Below are 17,329 nucleotides of genomic sequence, written 5' to 3' on the forward strand. Positions count from 1 at the left end.
GGCCTGAATGACATTGGGCCATCATTGATTACGGAGTAACCATGCCTAAAGCGCCCGCGCGCGAAAAGGTGCTGAAGAAGAAGGCTTGCACCTTCTGCAAGGAAGCCAAGTCCGGCACCGTCAATATCGATTACAAGGACACCGCCCTGCTGCGGAAGTACGTCAGTGATCGCGGCAAGATCCGCGCTCGCCGGGTCACCGGCAACTGCGTGCAGCACCAGCGCGACGTCGCCGTTGCCGTGAAGAACTCGCGTGAGGTGGCCCTGCTGCCCTACGTGTCGACGGCTCGCTGAGAAGGGAGGCATCGCAATGAAGTTGATTCTTACTGCTGATGTGGACAACCTCGGTGCCCCCGGTGACACCGTGGAGGTCAAGGACGGCTACGGCCGCAACTACCTGCTGCCGCGCGGCCTGGCGATCGTGGCCACCCGTGGCGCGCAGAAGCAGGTCGAAGGCATCCGTCGGGCGCAGGACGCGCGCAAGGTGCGCGACCTGGACCACGCCAACGAGCTGAAGCAGGCCATCGAGGGCCTGGCGGCGGTTTCGCTGTCGGTCAAGACCGCTGGCACCGGCAAGCTGTTCGGTTCGGTCACCCAGTCCGACGTCGCCGCCGCCATCAAGACGGCTGGCGGGCCGGTCGTCGACAAGCGCAGCATCGAGCTGCCGAAGTCGCACATCAAGTCGGTCGGCAAGCACAACGTCGTGGTGCACCTGCACCCCGATGTCGTCGCGAAGTTCGACCTGCAGGTCGCGGCGAACTGAGTTCATTCGAAGGCCACTCTTGTGTTCCGGCACAAGGGTGGCTTTCGACTGTGCGGCATCGATCCCATATTGGTCGGGCCTGGGTGAGTTGCGCCTTTCGCTGAAATAGCCAATTGTTTGCGAAAGGCCGAAACGGTGATCTGGACCATTCTCGACACCCCGCTGCTATCGGCTCTACCACCGGTTATTCGGCTTGTGGATCGCCAAGAAAACCAACCGGACGCAATGTGATCTACGCCATAGCCGTGGAACACGCTGTTTACCTACAACACGCCCGGCTGTTCAACTAGATCGACACGCCGCACTTGATTCATCCACACGTGGATAGATCAAGAAATCGATATCTATCAGCGTGTTTGAACGATGTGACCTGGGTTTTCCCCAAGTTGTACACAGGGGGTGCACAACACCAGGTAAACAGTCCCCAACTTATCCACAGGTGTGTGCACATTGCGGTTTGGCGTCTGCCCGCCGGGTCGCCTAGGTTCGTCGCAACATCATGCACGCACCACCCGGAACGACATGATTCGACACCAGTCGCGGCGGTTTGCTGGAACCGCAGGTGAGACCCTCTCATGAGGTCACTCGACCGCGGTGCGCTGCCGAATGTGTCGGAGCCCGGGAGTACAACGAGTGATCAATAGGGTCGGCGGGTAGGCGTTTTCGAGCGGCCTGCAAGTGGCGAGAGAGGACGGTCGAGTCTGGTGACCACCACCGATGACCGCGGGCATACGGACTATCCGCCCGAACCGCCCGGTGAGGACTTCGGCAGGCAGCCTCCGCACGATATGGCGGCCGAGCAGTCCGTGCTCGGCGGCATGCTGCTGAGCAAGGACGCGATCGCCGACGTGGTCGAGGTGCTGCGCCCCGGCGATTTCTACCGCCCCGCCCACCAAGCGGTCTATGACACCATTCTCGATCTCTACGGCCGCGGCGAACCCGCCGACCCGGTCACAGTGGCCGCGGGTCTGGACCGCCGCGGCGAACTCAAGCGCATCGGTGGCCCGCCCTATCTGGTCACCCTCACCCAAACCGTCCCCACCGCCGCCAATGCGGGCTACTACGCCGAAATCGTTGCCGAGAAGGCGATTCTGCGCCGCCTCGTCGAGGCAGGCACCCGCATCGTCCAATACGGCTACGCAGGCGCCGACGGCCAGGACATCGCCGAGGTGGTCGACCGCGCCCAGGCCGAGGTCTACGAGGTCACCGAACGCCGCACCACCGAAGACTTCCTCCCCCTCGAGGAACTCCTGCAGCCGACGATGGACGAGATCGACTCCATCGCCTCCCGCGGCGGCATCTCCCTCGGCGTCCCCACCGGCTTCACCGAACTCGATGAACTCACCAACGGCCTGCACCCCGGCCAAATGATCATCGTCGCCGCCCGCCCCGGCGTCGGCAAGGCCCTCGCCCTGGACACTCCCCTGCCCACCCCGTCCGGCTGGACCACCATGGGCGAAGTCCGAGTCGGCGATGAACTCCTCGACACCACCGGCCGTCCGACTCGCGTCGTCGCGGCCACCGAGGTGCTGACCGAAAGGCCGTGCTACGAGGTCGAATTCTCCGACGGCACCGTGATCGTCGCCGATGAGCAACATCAGTGGCTCACCATTGCGGGGTCAGCTGGTGCTCGCGTCGCCGCCGTACGCACAACCGGCGAAATCGTCCACAGCGTGCATCTCACGGACGACAGCCCGAACCATCTCGTGCCGACCACCGCTCGTTCGAACGCCCGGCACATTGTGGATGTTCGAAAGATCGACACCGTCCCCGTCCGATGTGTCGAGGTGGACAATGCCGACCATCTGTACCTCGCCGGGGCGACGATGGTGCCGACTCACAATTCGACCCTGGGCATGGACTTCATGCGCAGCTGCTCGATCAAGCACGGCCTGGCCAGCGTGATCTTCTCGCTCGAGATGAGCCGTACCGAAATCGTCATGCGTCTGCTGTCGGCCGAGGCGAAGATCAAGCTGGGCGATATGCGTTCCGGACGCATGAGTGACGACGACTGGACGAAGCTGGCTCGGCGGATGAGTGAGATCAGTGAAGCGCCACTGTTCGTCGATGATTCGCCCAATCTCACCATGATGGAGATTCGCGCCAAGGCACGGCGCCTGAAGCAACGCCACGACCTGAAACTCGTTGTGGTGGACTACCTCCAGCTGATGACCTCGGGTAAAAAGGTCGAATCCCGGCAGCAGGAAGTCTCGGATTTCTCGCGAAACCTGAAACTACTCGCCAAGGAACTCGAGGTCCCGGTAATCGCGATCAGTCAGCTGAACCGTGGTCCGGAACAGCGAACCGATAAGCGCCCCATGGTGTCCGACCTTCGCGAATCCGGATCGCTCGAGCAGGATGCGGATATGGTCATTCTGTTGCATCGACCGGATGCATTCGAAAGAGACGACCCGCGCGGCGGTGAGGCGGACTTGATTGTCGGTAAACACCGTAATGGTCCGACAGCGACTATTACTGTCGCACACCAGTTGCATCTGTCTCGATTTGTCGACATGGCCCGTGGCTGAAACCATGCTGTCGGGTCTCGGAAGTCGCGGCGGAGTCTCAGTTTGGCGGTGACGTGGCGGATCCGCCACGGTTTTGAGATCCCGCTCCTTCTGCCGGGATGCGTCGATCCGTAGCAACCAGCCTGCACCAGTTCGGATGTCGTGACGGCCCCGGCGGATCACCGGTCGGCTGGGGGGCGGTCGTTGATGGCGGGCATATGCTGCTCGGCCCATTCCCGTAGTGCTGCGAGCGGAACTTCTAGGGACATACCGAGTTCGGTGAGGCGATAGTGGACCTGGGGCGGGACCGTGGGGTCGACGCGGCGGGCGACCAGGCCGTCGCGCACCAGTTGCCCGAGGGTGACCGACAGCATCTTCTGGGAGATGCCCGGGATGCGGCGGCGTAGATCGGCGAAGCGCACCTCGGGCGGGTCCGCCGCTGCGAGGAGTTTCACCACCATCGATACCCATTTGGAGCCGATCCGGTCCAGCAGTTGCCGAGTCGGACAGGCCGGATCGAACAGATCTCCGCGCCGGGTAGTCACCTGGACCTCACCACCTGAGTCGAAAGTGCCGTCTTGGCCGACCCAACCAGGTTACCTACCGTGATGTGGTCACTGATGGTTACCAGCTTCGAGGTGGAGATGAGCGCCGACATCGCACTGCACAGGGTCGCGGCGAACGGGATCGACATGAACGTTGCGGTCGCCGGGGCGGGTCCCGCGGTCCTGCTGCTGCACGGGTTCCCGCACACCTGGCAGGTGTGGCGGGGTGTGCTGGACGGACTCGCTGGCACGCATCGGGTGATCGCGCCCGATTTACGCGGGCTGGGTGCGACCACCCGGCCGGAAAGCGGTTACGACGCCGGGAATCTGGCCATGGATGCGATTGCCGTGCTGGACGCCCTAGGCGAAACCCGCGCGGATATCGTCGGTTTCGACCTCGGCGCCGCTCCGGCGTTCCTGGCCGCGATGCATCGCCCGGATCGGGTCCGGCGCCTGGTGCTCATGGAGGCGCTACTTGGCCGGTTACCCGGGGCCGAGGATTTCCTGCGCGACGGGCCGCCCTGGTGGTTCGGCTTCCACACCGTCCCGGGCCTGGCCGAGTCGGTGCTCACCGGGCATGAGGCCTCCTATATCAATTGGTTTCTGACCGCAGGCACGCGCGGCCGCGGTGTGCCCGCGCAACTGCGCGCCGCATTCGTCGCCGCCTACACCGGCTCCGACGCCTTGCGCGCCGCCTTCGCGCACTACCGCGCACTGTCCGAGAGCGCCCGTCAGATCGAGAACGCCACCACCACAACCCGATTGCGGATGCCGACGCTGGCCGTCGGGGCGCATCCGGTCGGCGACACCCTCGCCCGGCAGTTGCAGTCCTGCACCGACGATCTGGCCGAGGCGGTGATCTCCGACTGCGGCCACATCGTTCCGGTAGACGGGCTACCGGCACTGCTCCCGCTGCTCACCGACTTCCTGGCACCCTAGTGACCCCTTGCCGGTTACGGTCCGGGACTGGAGGATCCGGGTCAGCGAGTGTGGCGGTGCCGAACGTGCCGGGGCCTCAGCGAGGGTCGGCGGCGGTGATGAGCTGGTCGATTCGGCAGTCCCAGGGGCACCGCGCCCCGCAGTGCCAGCCGAATTCGGTTGGGGCCATTGCGGTGCCGCTGCTACGCCGATGTCTCCCGGGCCCGGAGGTTTCGCTTCTTGGCGCGATTGCCGCAGGTATCCATCGAGCACCAGCGTCGGTTTCCCGGGCGGGACAGGTCGACGAAGTAGGCCTGGCAGCTTTCGCCCGCGCATCGCCGTATTCGGGCCGCGGTCGACGAGGTGACCAGATCCAGTGCGTCCCGGGCGACCGTCGCCAGGACAGCCGCGATCGGGTCGGGCGCGGTCCATTGCAATTCCCCGCGCCGGTCGAGACTCGGGATCGGAACATGTTGGCTCGCCGCCTTGTTGATGACGGCTCGGTCCCGGTCGGTCGGATGTACCGGGCCCTTGGTTTTGCGGGCAAGGTCGACCACCCGAAAGATGGCCTCCCGCAACGTTTGCGCGGACTGGACGGCGCGAATGTCAGGTACCGCCGCGACCCGGTCCCAGGGGCCGAATTGCGCAACCCAGGCCGTCAGCGCCGCCGGATCGGTCAACTCCTCGGCCTCGGCGGGCGAGCCGCGGTGGCGCAACGTCCGCACGTAATCGAGGCAGATCCGACCGGATCCTTCACGAAATAGAGGCACACCCCCAGTGTATGGAACCACTTCGACCAGTTCGAAAGGAACCGGTTAAAGTAGTTCACATGACCGACGAAGTCACGGATGCACAACTGGCACAGTCACTCTCGGGAGACTTCCGCAGCCACCATGCCCAGATCAACGGCATTCGGCTGCACTACGTCGCGGGCGGGACGGGCTCGCCGGTGATACTTCTGCCGGGATGGCCGCAAACCTGGTGGCAGGCCCGCAAGATCATGCCGCTGCTCGCACGCCGTCACCGGGTCATCGCCGTCGACCTGCGCGGTATGGGCTCCTCGGATACTCCGGACCACGGTTACGACAAGAAGACGATGGCCGAGGATATCCACCAACTGGTCCGGCATCTCGGCTATTCGACGGTCGACGTCGCCGGGCACGACATCGGCTCGATGGTGGCCTTCAGCCTCGCGGCCAACCATCCGGAGACCGTGCGCAGGCTGGCGCTGCTGGAGGAGCCGCATCCCGACGATCGGCTCTACGACTTCCGCCTGCTGCCCGGCCCCGCGGAACGGGCCCGGCAGCGATGGTGGTTCGCCTTCAATCAGGTCGCCGAACTACCCGAACAGCTCCTGGCCGGACGCGGCAGGCACCTGGTCGACTACCTGTGCCATCGAAATCTGCGCAATCCCGATGCCATCGACGAACAGTCCCGTGCGGTGTACGCACGCGCCTATTCCCGTCCCGAGTCGATCCGCGCCGCCAACGGCTGGTATCAGAGTCTCACCCAGGACATCGAGGACGGCCGGACATACGCGAAACTTACGATCCCCGTTGCCGCACTGCACTTTCCGGGCCACACCGACATCCTCGACAGTCTCGCCGAGCGAGCAGCCGACGTACTCGCCATCGAAATCCCTGACAGCGGGCACTATCTCGCCGAGGAACAGCCCGATCTCGTCGCAGCTCACCTGTGCGACTTCTTCGGATAGGGCGCCCAGTCCGGGGTCCATACGTCGTCGTCGAATGTCGTCTTGTATCTGGTGTGCAGGTACTCGAGGAAGTTCGCGAGGACGGGATGTGCATTGTCCGCTCGCCAGATCACCGAAAGTGGGTAGACCGGGGTCGGGTCGACGACAGGGATGCGGCGCAGGTCGTAGCTTTCCGGCCAGAGGTATCGGGAACCTTCGCCGACGAAGGTGGCGAGCTGGGTGGAATCCGCGAGTTCGGCAAGGAGCGCTTCGATGCCAAAGCTCGGGCCGATCGTGACGATGTGCAGTCCGAACGCGGTCGCCAAATCGTTGTAGTAGCCGACTGGTTCGGCGTCGGACATGCCGAGCATCCAGATCGGGTGATCGGTGAGTTCGGCCGGTGTCACCGTCTTGGCGTTCGCCAGTGGATGCCGTGGACCGACGAGCAGTTCGTGCCGGTCGTCGATGACACGGGACGCCCGGAGTCCACTCGGGACTTCGAGGTGTCGTAGGGATCTGAACGTGGCGTCGATGGTGCCCGCGCTGATTTCGGCCAGCGCCGCCTCCGCGTCGAAGTTGGTCAAGGTGACGACATCGAGTTCTATATCGGGATGTTGCTGGTAGAAAGCATGCAGGATGGTGGACGGCGCGATCCTGCGGGCCACGACGTCGATCCGAAGGGCCCTGCGCCCCGGAGTCACGGCCGTGGTCGCGCGTTCGGCGGCACGAAGTAGTTCGCGGGCATGCGGTAGCAATGCTTGCCCGTCGACGGTGAGCCGCACACCTCTGGCGATCCGCGCGAAAAGCCGAACGCCGAGTTCTCGCTCCAGCGTGGCCACTCGTTTCGACGCGGCCTGCTGGGTGATTCGCAGATCGTCGGCAGCGGCTTGGAACTGGCCGGTCTCGGCGACCGCGACGAAGGTACGAACCGCGTCGAGATCCACGAGCGGAAACCTACTCCCACAACGAAAAGTTGTGACACTCCGCTCGATTCGTTGTTGGTGACAGCACCCATCGACCGGCTTCAATCTCCCTGACAACAGAGGGAGTGCGGAATATGTGGCGTAGCGCGAAACCGGGTCGGACGTTCGGGTGGTTGTGGGCCGCCTACGCGGTCAGCGCCTACGGGACCGGACTCGGGTTCGGAGCATTTTCGGTGGTCGCCATCACCGTGCTGAACGCCAGTTCGGCGGAAGTCGCGGCCTTGTCGGCATCCGGGCTGGCGATCGGGGCGCTGCTGGCGGTTCCGCTCGGGCCGTGGATGGAATTTCGTGCCAAGCGGCCGGTCATGATCGCCACGGACCTGATCCGCTTCGCAGCGCTGGCATCCATACCGCTCGCCTACTGCCTGGGTGGATTGTCCTTCGCGCAGCTCTTGGTGGTCTCCATCGTCACCGCGGCAGCGAAGATCGCGTTCACCGCGGCCAGTGGCGCATACCTGAAGACCGTCGTCCCCGCCGACGGACTTCTCGTGGCCACCAGTCGTTTCGAGTCCACCACCTGGTCGGCCACGGTTATCGGACCGCCGGTGGGTGGCGCGGCGATCGGGCTGCTCGGTCCGGTGACCACCGTTGTCATCGATGCGGTGAGCTACCTGCTCTCGGCGCTCGGCATCACCGCGATCAGCGAACCCGAGCAGCCACCTCCACTGCGGAAGACCCGAACGCGCCGGTCGACAGACATCGTCGAGGGGTGGCGCTACATCCTCACCCATCACACGCTGCGCCGGTTCTTCGTCAACACCATGCTGGTCAACGGGCTGATCATGGCCGGGGAGCCGCTGTTGTCGGTGCTGATGCTCGCGCACCTGCATTTCCCGGTCTGGGAGTACGGACTGGCCTTCGCTGTTCCGTGTATCGGCGGCCTGATCGGGTCACGACTCGCTCGCCACATCGCTTCCCGCTGCGGCGAGCAGACGGTGCTGCGGGTCTTCGGCACGCTACGTGCCTGCTGGCCGCTCGGGCTGGCGTTCATCCGGCCGGGCCCGGCCGGGCTGGTGATCGTGATGGTCACCGAGTTCGGGCTCATCATCTGCATCAGCATTTTCAACGCGGTGTTCGCCGCCTACCGGTTGAACAACACCGAAACCGATCGGCACGCCCGGGTCCTCGCCGCGTGGTCGATCACCAGCAGCATCAGCATCGCGGCAATCACCGTGACATGGGGTCTGCTGGCACAACTCACCAGCCCGCGTACGGCAATTGCGCTGGCCGGAGTTCTCCTGCTCGCCACGCCCTTCCTGCTGCCGCGGCAAGTGGCCGCGCCCGAACCGATCCCGCCGCATGAAGTTCTCGCCAAGGACAGCGCGCAAGCATGACCCTGGACGGCCGCTTCAGGGCTCGTGATGACGTCGCCGCGGCGGTTGGCGAGGCCGATTCACACGCGGCTTGCAAAATCTATAGACCGGTCTATTCTGAGGTTCATGGTTACGTCCAAAGGTGCTCAGACGAGTGGGCAGTTGGTGGAGTCGATGCTGGAGTTGATCCAGGCTCGGGGGTATAGCGGTACGGGGTTGAACACGGTCGTGGACCATGCGGGGGCGCCGAAAGGGTCGTTGTACTTCCACTTTCCGGAGGGGAAGGAGCAGCTGGGGGAGAAGGCGATCGAGTTGGCGGCCGAACGGTTCCGGAGCTTGCTGGACGAGACGGCGGGGGCCGGGGTCTCGCCGGGGGAGGTGATCCGGCGGGTTGTGGAGGTGCTGGCCAGGTTGGTCGCGGACAGCGATTTTCAACTCGGTTGCCCGGTTTCGGTGGTCACGTTGGAGATGGGCGCGCACAGCGAACGACTGCGGGCCGTGTGCGCGGCGGCATTCGAATCGTGGATCGGGCCGGTGCGTGAATACCTGGTCGCGGCAGGGCATTCGGAAGCGGCGGCACGCACGCTGGCGACGGCGACGGTCAGCGCGGTCGAGGGCGCGGTGATCATGGCGCGCGCCAAACGCGATGTGGAGCCGTTGCACAGCACGGCACAGCTGCTGGCGGCCCTGCTCGACCAGCCAGGGGCGGTGGCGTGATGACCACCCGCCACGCGCTCGTATTCGGCGCCACCGGCTTTATCGGTCGCAATTTGATCCGCACCTTGGAGCAGGCCGGGGTCCGCGTCACTGCCGCGGTGCGCAGCAGAGAATCGTTCACGCAGCTTGCGGCATGGTTGGCCGATCACGGGTGCCGGACGGCTCCGGCCGAGCTGATTGTCGACTTCGACGCCGATCCCCTTGTCCAGAACGAGGATTCGGCGTGGGCGGATGTCACCGAGATCTACAACTGCGTCGGCGCTTACCGATTCGGGATGACGAAGGACGAGGCCCGGCACGGCAATGTCGACAGCGTCCGCTCGGTGGCGTCCTTCGCCGCCCGGCTGCCACAGCTGTCCCGGCTCGTATATGTCTCCGGCTACCGCGTCGGCGGTCAGGACCCGGCCACCGTTCCGTGGAGCCCGGAGCGGGTGGAACGAACCCATCGCCTGCTGGGCGCTTATGAGGCGTCGAAGGTGGAAAGCGATGCGGTATTCCAGGCCGCCGCCGATGAACTCGGCGTGCCGTGGTCGATCGTCAACCCGCCCACCGTCATCGGTCCGAGCGGCACCGGCGAATCCGATCAGCAACTGGGCCTCGCGGCGAGCTTGAAAGAGATTTGGCAAGGCACGGCGGCGGCACTGCCGGGCAACTCGCACACCTTCGTGCCGGTGATCCCGGTCGACTACCTGACCCGCTTCATGACCCTGCTCCCAACCGATCCCACTACAGCCGGTGCGGCGTACTGGGTGCTCGACGACGCCACGCCCGCTCTCCCGGCTCTGCTCTCGCAGGTCGGTCGGCACTACCGAGTGCCGGTGCCGCGCACGCGCATCCCGGTCGCGCTGGTGAAACGCCTACCGCAGTCGTTGACCAAAGCCGACCCCGAGACACTGACCTTCCTGTCCACCGACCGGTACCCCACGGACTCGGCGCACGAACTCGCCCGCAGGCATGGCCTCGATATGCCCGACACCACACCCACGATCCTGCGATGGGCCGACCATCTCGCCGCGCATCGGTTCGGGACCGCTCCAACCGGCAGTGCCGCAAGGACTTTCGACGAATACGCCGGTGTTCGAACATTCCGTATCGGCGAGCCCCACGCGCCCACCGTGATATTGCCCGGCCTGCCGGTCAATGCCGACACCTGGGCTCCGGTCGCGGCGGCCATCGGCCACGCCCAGGTGCTGGATCTGCCCGGTCTCGGGATGTCCGCGGGTGGTCGAGGCGACTGGCAGGCATGGCTCGAGGCATTGCTCGCACGATCACCCGGCGCGCACCTGGTCGGACACTCCATCGGCGCCGCCGCGGTGGTCGAGGCCGCGGCCGCGCATCCGGACAAGGTCGGATCGATCACGCTGGTCGCCCCGTTCTTTCTCCAGCCGAGCGCCGGGCTTTCGACACGGGTCACACCCCTGACCCGGTGGTATCTGCGTCGGATCAGCCCGGAGGCCTTGTCCGACAAGCTCACCGGCTCGACCGACCACGCGGCTGTTCTGGAATCGAGCGTCCAGGATCTGCGTCGCGCGAAGGTCGCGGCCAACGTCGCCACACTGTTCGCCGCAACAACGAACGCGCGCTGGCGCAGCGAACTCGCCGACAAGCTCGCGCAATATCCCGGACCGGTGCACGTGATCACCGGAAGCGCGGACCCGCTCGATCCGGTCCTGCTCGAATCACTGTCGCCCCGAATCGAATCCAGCACCATTGACGGAGCTGCCCATCATCCACAATTGACTCACCCCGATGAGTCGGCCCGTACTATTACCGGAGCGGAGACGGTTCATTTCAAGCGATGAGCCCCTAGTGCTCCACTGCGGCCCCCGGAAAGTGCGTACCCAGGGCCGGAGTCAGCTCGTCGAACCAACGGGCAGTCGGGTCGTATCGGGCAAAGAATTGGCGGCCCACATCGGCCGGATTTCGGGCTTGCAGTAGGCGGAGGGCAAAAACCTTGACGCCCATGACGGTTGTGATGCCGTCGATGAGGACCTTGCCGGGGTGGGCGGACATGACCGGTCCCCGGGCACTGCGCGCCAAGCCAGACACGCTGCGAATGGCATCAGTGTAGATGTCATGGGCGCGGGCCAAAGGCACTTCGAAGTAGTTGCGGGCACCGGTATCTCGCTCGACGAACATGTAGTACGGGATCACCCCGAGCCCGATCAACTGCTGCCACATATCCGCCCAGACCCAGGCGTCATCGTTGACATGCGCGACCAGCGGCGCCTGCGCCCGGATCACCGCACCGGTGCTCCGAATCCGGGAAATGGCCTGCCGCACCGCGGGGGTCGACAGCTCCTGTGGATGCGAGAAGTGCGCCATCACGGCGACGTGTCGACCGGTGTCCGCGCACTGCTCGAACAGACGCAGCAGATCGTCGGCGTCGTCGTCCTCGATGAATCGCGCGGGCCAGTACGACAGCGCCTTGGTACCGAAACGCAGTGTGCGGATATGGTTCAGCCCAGGTTCCGATATCGGCTCGACCCAACGGCGCAGGACCGCCGTCTTCATGATCAGCGGGTCACCACCGGTGAACAGCACATCGGTGACCTCGGGATGCGCGCGCAGGTAGGCGACCATGGTCGCCGGATCCGACAGCGCCTGGCGGGTTTCGGTGCCGACGAACTGAGCCCAGCGGAAGCAGTAGCCGCAGTAGGCATGACAGGTCTGCCCCTGGGACGGAAAAACCAGCACCGTCTCGCGATACTTGTGTTGCAGGCCGAGCACCGGCTTACCTCGCAGCACAGGAACATTGGCCTCGATTTGGCCCCCGGGGTGCGGGTTGAGCAGTCGACGGGCCTGTGCGCCTGCCTTGGCGAGCACCTCCCGGGTGGCGCCCGCGTCGTATAGTTCGGCGACGCCGGAGAAGACATCGGGCGGCAACATATCCCGATGCGGGAAGGTGAGCCGGAAGATCGGGTCGTCCGGCGCGGCCGACCAATCGATCAATTCGCGCTCGACGTAGTCGTTGACGCGGAACGGCAGTACCGCGGAAACGATCCGTAGCTCACGGAGATAGTCGTCGGAAAGGCCACGGGCGCCTGCCAATTCGGCCAGGCGCTCGCCGGTGTAGAGCTTCATGCGGTCACCAATTCTTCATCGCTGCGGTGGAGTGGAATGCCGCGGTGGCGGCGCAAACCGGTCGCCCAGACGACCGGTGCCGACACCCCGATGAGCGCCGCGGCCGCAAGAAACACCGGGCGCGGATTATTTCCGTCGAGCTGGGTGAGCAGTCCGGCCAGGACCACACCCACCGGCCCGGCCGCGAAGACGAGCGAGCGGGTCGTACTGGTGACCCGCCCGAGGAGCTCGCGCGGGACCGTCTGTTGGCGCAGCGTCCGGATCACGATGCTCGCCAGCACATCAGCCCACACCAGCACCGCATTGCTCGCGGCGAGCCACCAGATGCCGGGCGCGATTCCCGCGACCGCCAGGGCGACACCGATCAGCAGCACACCCAGCACACACACCGGGACTGGGCGATAGCGGGCGGCGACGGTGGAAGCCATTGCCGCGCCTAGGATTCCGCCGACACCACCGCCCGCGGCCACAACACCGACCAGACCGGGCGACGCACCGAAGACATCGCGGGCGAAGAAGACGATCAGTGTCGTCGCCGCCAGGCAGAGATTCGTGATCAGCTGCAATACCGCAAGCGAGCTCATGATCGAGGACGACGCGAGATACCGTAACCCCGCCCGGAATTCGGCTCGGAGCCGATGCCGCCGCTCGCTGGAGCGAATCCGCTGCGGCACACTGCGATACGTCCCCATCAGCGTCGCGAGCGACACCATGAACGTAACCGCGTCGATCAGCAGCGCCGCACCCGAACCCGCCGCGGCCGCCAGCAATCCGACCACCGCGGGACCGACTACCAAGGACGCCTGACTCGCGGTTTCGAGAAACGAGTTGGTGCGCAACAGTTCTCGATCACGGTAGATATCGCGCACCACTACCGTCAGCGCTGTCTCGAAGAACACTCCGGCCGCTCCCGCGATGAATGCGAGCGCGAGAATGACAGGGACCAAACCGGTTCCGGTGATCGCCATGCCGAACAGGCCCAGGAAAATCGCCGCCCGCACCGCGTCGGCCGCGATGAGCACATGCCAGGGATCGGTGCGATCGACCAGCGGGCCGGCCGGAAGCCCGGCCAGCAGGTAGCCCACCATGCGGGGTGCGGCGGCCAGCGCCACTGCCGTCGGATTGTGGGTGAGATGCACCACCAGCAGTGGAATCGCCAGTACGGCCAGCCCGTCACCGAACAGCGAGACGATCTGACCGGGTATGAACAGCCGACCAACCGTGGGACGGTTCAGAGCGTCCATGTGTAGCCCGCCAGCTGTTCCAGCCGACAGCCGAACGAGATCTTCTCCTGCCACTTCAAAGTGCCGTAGTCGATCTCGTTGATACCCCGCCGCAGTGCCGCCGCCACCAATTCGTAGAACAGCATCACGAAATAGGTGCCGTATACATCCGGCTCGTGGCCGCACCAGAGCACACGCAACGAATCACCGTGACGCAGCGACAGGGTGAAACCGACGACTCGGCCATCGCGACGAACCGTGGTGACCACCCGATCTTCGGGCTGATAGTTCCGGATCATCCGATCGAGCGTCGCAGCCTGGGTGGCACGGTCGGCGGCGGAGTCGTACTTGCGCAACAACCCCAAGCGCAATTCCAATACCTCGTCGCGGACCTTGCTCAGCTCGTCCTCGCCGAGCACCATGCCGTTCTCGTCGATCCGGCGCAGCAGCCGCCGCAGATCCCGACCCCGCTGCCGCGTCAACCGGCCCAGGTACTCGTCCAGATCCGCGAAATCCACCGGCCGGACGCAGGTCGGATACAACTGGACCGGCCGCGCCCCGAATTCGGTGAGCGCTTGCCGCAGAATGCGTTGCCGCTCAGGGACATACAGGAACGACACCGACCGGATGCCGTGCCGCCGCGCCCAGTCGTGCACGGCCTCCACGGTGCGCCCCAGCACGGCCGGATCGGCGGCGCCCGGCCCGGCGGGCACGCAGGTGTAGCCGGGCAATACGAAAAGCAGGGCTGGGTACAGCGTCTCGGGCTCGAATGCCGAGAGCGGAACCGATCGCGGCTCGAACGCCGGGATTTCACCGCGCAGCACCGCGCCGATGTCGTAGCGAGGTTCCGCGGGTGCAGTTTCCAACAGCCGGGCATGCAATCCGACCTGCGGGCTGCCGTCGACACTGCCGATCAGCCAGCGCGGCTGCCCCGGCAGCAAAGGTCCCATGGTCTCGAGCCATCGGCCGGACACGGCGAAATCCGTGGTCGCGGCCGTCAGCGTCACCCATTCCGGCGGACAGTTTCCGGGCCCCCTGAGTTCCACACGCATTGCTCACCTGCAGATTCCCGATGAGTGAGCGGATCGGCGCTGACACCGCGGAAGCACCACATCGATCATGCCGTTAACTGACGTAACTATATCAAGTGTGCCGTTGAACAGTGACATATATAACTTGGCCCGAGCGTAACTTTTTGTCGCTCCCGCGTAACGATTCGGCCCTCGAGTCCGACGTCCTTCAAGACACACGGCCTGTCGGGGGGCCTGTCCGTCCACTTGTCGGTTTTTGGATTGGGGAACGGGACATGGCTCTTCGGGAGTTTTTCGCGCGCCATCGCATGGCTTCGGCCATCGTCGCGCCCGCGTCATTGGGAGTGGTAGCAATTGTCGCCGCTTCGATGGCGCTGACATCGACGCACGAAACCGTCGATACGCGCCTGCGGGCATCCGTGACGGAGTGCCACGACATGGTCACCATTTCGGTCGCCGGGCGTCGGGATACGCCCGACGCCGCGACCACGAAAATGCTGGTCGGGGCCAATGGTGAGGAGTTGCCCGCCGCGCTGTCCGGAGATCACAGCAGCGAATGGGTCGATCCGGTGGTCAACGCACCGGCCGACGATGTCGATCCCGGCTCGTATGCCGCTGTCTATATCGCCTATCCGGCGAATATGGACACCTACGAGGACGCCGTCAACGCGGGTGTCGCGAATACCGAACAGGTGATGCGGGAAATCTCGCAGGCCTGCCCGGACACCAAGTTCTCGATCGTCGGCTACAGCGAGGGCGCCGATGTGGTGCGCCGCGTCGCCATGACGATCGGGCATCAGAGCGCCGATCAGGATGGTGGCTACGGCATCGTCGATCCGGCCGATGTCGTGGGTGTCGTCATCCTGGCCGATGCCGGACGTTCGGCGGGCGACGGTCCGTTCCCGGGTTCGAAGGATCCGTACAGCAACCCCGACGGGTTCGACCAGAAGTATCAGAACGGCACGAAAGCCACATCGGGCCAGGGCGCGCTGCCCGGTACCAGCGGTGACTTCGGCGCGCTGAACGGCAAGATCGCGTCGTTCTGCTCCGATGGCGACCTCACGTGCTCGGCGCCGCAGAACATTTCACTGCTGCAATTGGTGGTGAATGTGGGTCGGCAGTTGAATGTCGATGCACTGGAACGCGACGGGCTCACCCCCGCAACCGGACAGGACGTCGCCGTTGTCCTCGGCCGAATCGCGCTGGCGGCATTCGCGGATATCCAGTCGCAGCCGAACTGGATGCAGAGCGATGAGACGTTTCTGCAAGTGCTGCTGAGGGTTTCGGATCCGGAATACAAGCCGGGACAGACGTCGCAGACTCCGGCCAAGGCGGAAGCGATCTCGACCAATCAGATGTCGCCGCTGGCCTACCTGCCGCAGAAGGTGTTCAACGAAATCATCGGTCTCATCGTGACGAACCAGAACACCATCCCGGTGATCATGAGCGACCCGTACCAGCAGACGCTCGGCCCCAATGCGACCGGTCACCACTTCGACTATTGGCGCGACGCCGACCCGAACAACGGTAAGCCGCTGACCTCCGCCGAGTACGCGGCCGCCTGGCTCACCCATCTGGCGAAGCAGGCCCAGGCGGGTCAGCCGGTCGACCCGACCGCCAAGCCGGAGTCGGCCGATCTCGCCGCCGCCTACCAGGCCGCGACCTCGACGACCAAGACGCCCGAACCGACCAAGACGCCCGAACCGAGCAAGACCACGACCACGTCACCGACGACCACCACCACCGCCCCCGCGAAGACGGAAGTCAGCAGCCAGCCGACGACGACAACCACCACCACCACCACGCCGCCGAGCACACCGGCAGTGACGACACCACCGGCTTCGACCACCACGACAACTCAGCCCCCGAAGCCGACCACCACCGAATCCACCACCACGACAACGCAATCCGCGGCACCGACCACCACCAGCGGGTCGAGTCGCCCCTGATCCGCTCAGGAGGGCAGGTCCGCACGGCTGACGCCGTCGCGGGCCTGCACCGACATCCTTTCAGCGGTCGAGGCGTCGAATGGCGTCTGCCAGTAGCCCTAGGCGTTTCGATCGAACAGCCGCTTGGTCTCGTCCCGACGCCCCCAGGCGATGAAGACGAAGAGCACCAGCAGGATCAGCGGGGTGTAGACCGGCCAGTAGCCGTCGATGACGAAGGCGTTGGTGTAGGCAGCGCCGACCATTGTGAGGCTCAGGCCGGTGGCGGCCAGTCCCGACAGCCGCGGGATGACCAGGCCGATCGCACCGGCCAACTCGACGGCGCCGACGAAGTAGCGGAACCAGTCGCCGGCCCCGATCAACTCGAAGCCTTCGACCGCGCTGGACTCGCCGATGAGCTTCGGCGTGGCGGAGGCGAATGCGAAGAACGCGGCAAGCAGGCCCTGCAGCACCCACAGGCTGATGTTGAGGGAACGGCCGGGCCCCGCGCCGACCTCGGCGGTGTTCTCAGCGGTCATGGTATGAGTCCTCCCAAGGACGTGTATCGGATCCTGCACCGGTACAGACGAGACCCGATCGCCGAATTCATCGCTCGTCCAGCCATCCC

16 protein-coding genes are annotated in these 17,329 nt (G+C 65.1%); 9 read left to right on the forward strand and 7 right to left on the reverse strand.

Features of this window, described 5'->3' with window-relative positions; all coding sequences use genetic code 11:
• Positions 1-41: 41 nt before the first annotated feature.
• From rpsR to dnaB, 3 genes are all read left to right on the forward strand, one after another.
• Positions 42-293 carry a 30S ribosomal protein S18 gene (gene rpsR, locus ACQPZ2_RS43375; RefSeq protein ID WP_040697505.1) on the forward strand — a complete coding sequence of 84 codons (252 nt, stop codon included), beginning with the start codon at positions 42-44 and terminating at the stop codon, positions 291-293.
• A gap of 16 nt (positions 294-309) precedes the next feature.
• Entirely contained in the window at positions 310-762 is a 453-nt protein-coding gene (gene rplI / locus ACQPZ2_RS43380; protein WP_387286879.1) for a 50S ribosomal protein L9, read from the forward strand.
• Positions 763-1,550: 788 nt separating this feature from the next.
• On the forward strand, positions 1,551-3,290 hold the full coding sequence (gene dnaB, locus ACQPZ2_RS43385; RefSeq protein ID WP_433527691.1) for a replicative DNA helicase: 1,740 nt from the start codon (positions 1,551-1,553) through the stop codon (positions 3,288-3,290).
• A gap of 158 nt (positions 3,291-3,448) precedes the next feature.
• On the opposite strand, the gene ACQPZ2_RS43390 is transcribed toward dnaB, so the two are convergent.
• Complete coding sequence (locus tag ACQPZ2_RS43390) at positions 3,449-3,814, reverse strand: winged helix-turn-helix transcriptional regulator (RefSeq protein WP_433523616.1); 366 nt, start codon at positions 3,812-3,814, stop codon at positions 3,449-3,451.
• Between the two features lie 75 nt (positions 3,815-3,889).
• Here ACQPZ2_RS43390 and ACQPZ2_RS43395 point away from each other — a divergent pair, with 75 nt between their 5' ends.
• Positions 3,890-4,753: an alpha/beta fold hydrolase gene (locus ACQPZ2_RS43395; protein ID WP_433523617.1), complete on the forward strand. Its 864-nt coding sequence runs from the start codon at positions 3,890-3,892 to the stop codon at positions 4,751-4,753.
• Positions 4,754-4,935: 182 nt separating this feature from the next.
• Here ACQPZ2_RS43395 and ACQPZ2_RS43400 read toward each other — a convergent pair whose 3' ends face one another.
• Positions 4,936-5,502 carry a CGNR zinc finger domain-containing protein gene (locus tag ACQPZ2_RS43400; protein WP_433523618.1) on the reverse strand — a complete coding sequence of 189 codons (567 nt, stop codon included), beginning with the start codon at positions 5,500-5,502 and terminating at the stop codon, positions 4,936-4,938.
• 59 nt (positions 5,503-5,561) lie between these two features.
• Here ACQPZ2_RS43400 and ACQPZ2_RS43405 point away from each other — a divergent pair, with 59 nt between their 5' ends.
• Positions 5,562-6,446, forward strand: coding sequence for an alpha/beta fold hydrolase (locus tag ACQPZ2_RS43405; protein ID WP_433523619.1), 885 nt, complete (start codon positions 5,562-5,564; stop codon positions 6,444-6,446).
• Here ACQPZ2_RS43405 and ACQPZ2_RS43410 read toward each other — a convergent pair.
• Positions 6,422-7,369, reverse strand: a complete 948-nt coding sequence (locus tag ACQPZ2_RS43410; RefSeq protein WP_433523620.1) for a LysR family transcriptional regulator — start codon at positions 7,367-7,369, stop codon at positions 6,422-6,424. The genes ACQPZ2_RS43405 and ACQPZ2_RS43410 overlap by 25 nt on opposite strands.
• 113 nt (positions 7,370-7,482) lie before the next feature.
• Here ACQPZ2_RS43410 and ACQPZ2_RS43415 point away from each other — a divergent pair, with 113 nt between their 5' ends.
• From ACQPZ2_RS43415 to ACQPZ2_RS43425, 3 genes are all read left to right on the forward strand, one after another.
• Entirely contained in the window at positions 7,483-8,742 is a 1,260-nt protein-coding gene (locus ACQPZ2_RS43415) for an MFS transporter (protein ID WP_433523621.1), read from the forward strand.
• Between the two features lie 105 nt (positions 8,743-8,847).
• A complete protein-coding gene (locus tag ACQPZ2_RS43420) occupies positions 8,848-9,438 on the forward strand; it encodes a TetR/AcrR family transcriptional regulator (RefSeq protein WP_433523622.1) in 591 nt (196 codons plus the stop codon).
• The gene (locus tag ACQPZ2_RS43425) at positions 9,438-11,240 is read left to right on the forward strand and encodes an alpha/beta fold hydrolase (RefSeq protein ID WP_433523623.1); all 1,803 of its coding nucleotides are present in this window, start codon (positions 9,438-9,440) and stop codon (positions 11,238-11,240) included. The genes ACQPZ2_RS43420 and ACQPZ2_RS43425 overlap by 1 nt, the downstream gene beginning before the upstream one ends.
• A 4-nt stretch (positions 11,241-11,244) precedes the next feature.
• Here the strand turns inward: ACQPZ2_RS43425 and ACQPZ2_RS43430 are convergent, their stop codons facing one another.
• The 3 genes from ACQPZ2_RS43430 to ACQPZ2_RS43440 are packed head-to-tail and all read right to left on the reverse strand — an operon-like array spanning position 11,245 to position 14,797.
• Positions 11,245-12,522: a KamA family radical SAM protein gene (locus tag ACQPZ2_RS43430; RefSeq protein WP_433523624.1), complete on the reverse strand. Its 1,278-nt coding sequence runs from the start codon at positions 12,520-12,522 to the stop codon at positions 11,245-11,247.
• Positions 12,519-13,766, reverse strand: coding sequence for an MFS transporter (locus ACQPZ2_RS43435; protein ID WP_433523625.1), 1,248 nt, complete (start codon positions 13,764-13,766; stop codon positions 12,519-12,521). Before ACQPZ2_RS43435 ends, ACQPZ2_RS43430 begins: the two co-directional genes overlap by 4 nt.
• Positions 13,754-14,797, reverse strand: a complete 1,044-nt coding sequence (locus ACQPZ2_RS43440; RefSeq protein WP_433523626.1) for a GNAT family N-acetyltransferase — start codon at positions 14,795-14,797, stop codon at positions 13,754-13,756. The genes ACQPZ2_RS43435 and ACQPZ2_RS43440 overlap by 13 nt, the downstream gene beginning before the upstream one ends.
• Positions 14,798-15,051: 254 nt before the next feature.
• Between ACQPZ2_RS43440 and ACQPZ2_RS43445 the strand changes: the two genes are divergently transcribed.
• The gene (locus tag ACQPZ2_RS43445; RefSeq protein ID WP_433523627.1) at positions 15,052-16,725 is read left to right on the forward strand and encodes a cutinase family protein; all 1,674 of its coding nucleotides are present in this window, start codon (positions 15,052-15,054) and stop codon (positions 16,723-16,725) included.
• Positions 16,726-16,823: 98 nt separating this feature from the next.
• Here ACQPZ2_RS43445 and ACQPZ2_RS43450 read toward each other — a convergent pair whose 3' ends face one another.
• Complete coding sequence (locus tag ACQPZ2_RS43450) at positions 16,824-17,240, reverse strand: DoxX family protein (protein WP_433523628.1); 417 nt, start codon at positions 17,238-17,240, stop codon at positions 16,824-16,826.
• Positions 17,241-17,329 lie beyond the last annotated feature (89 nt).

The sequence above is a fragment of the Nocardia pseudovaccinii genome (genome assembly GCF_050942345.1).
Lineage (GTDB): Bacteria > Actinomycetota > Actinomycetes > Mycobacteriales > Mycobacteriaceae > Nocardia > Nocardia pseudovaccinii.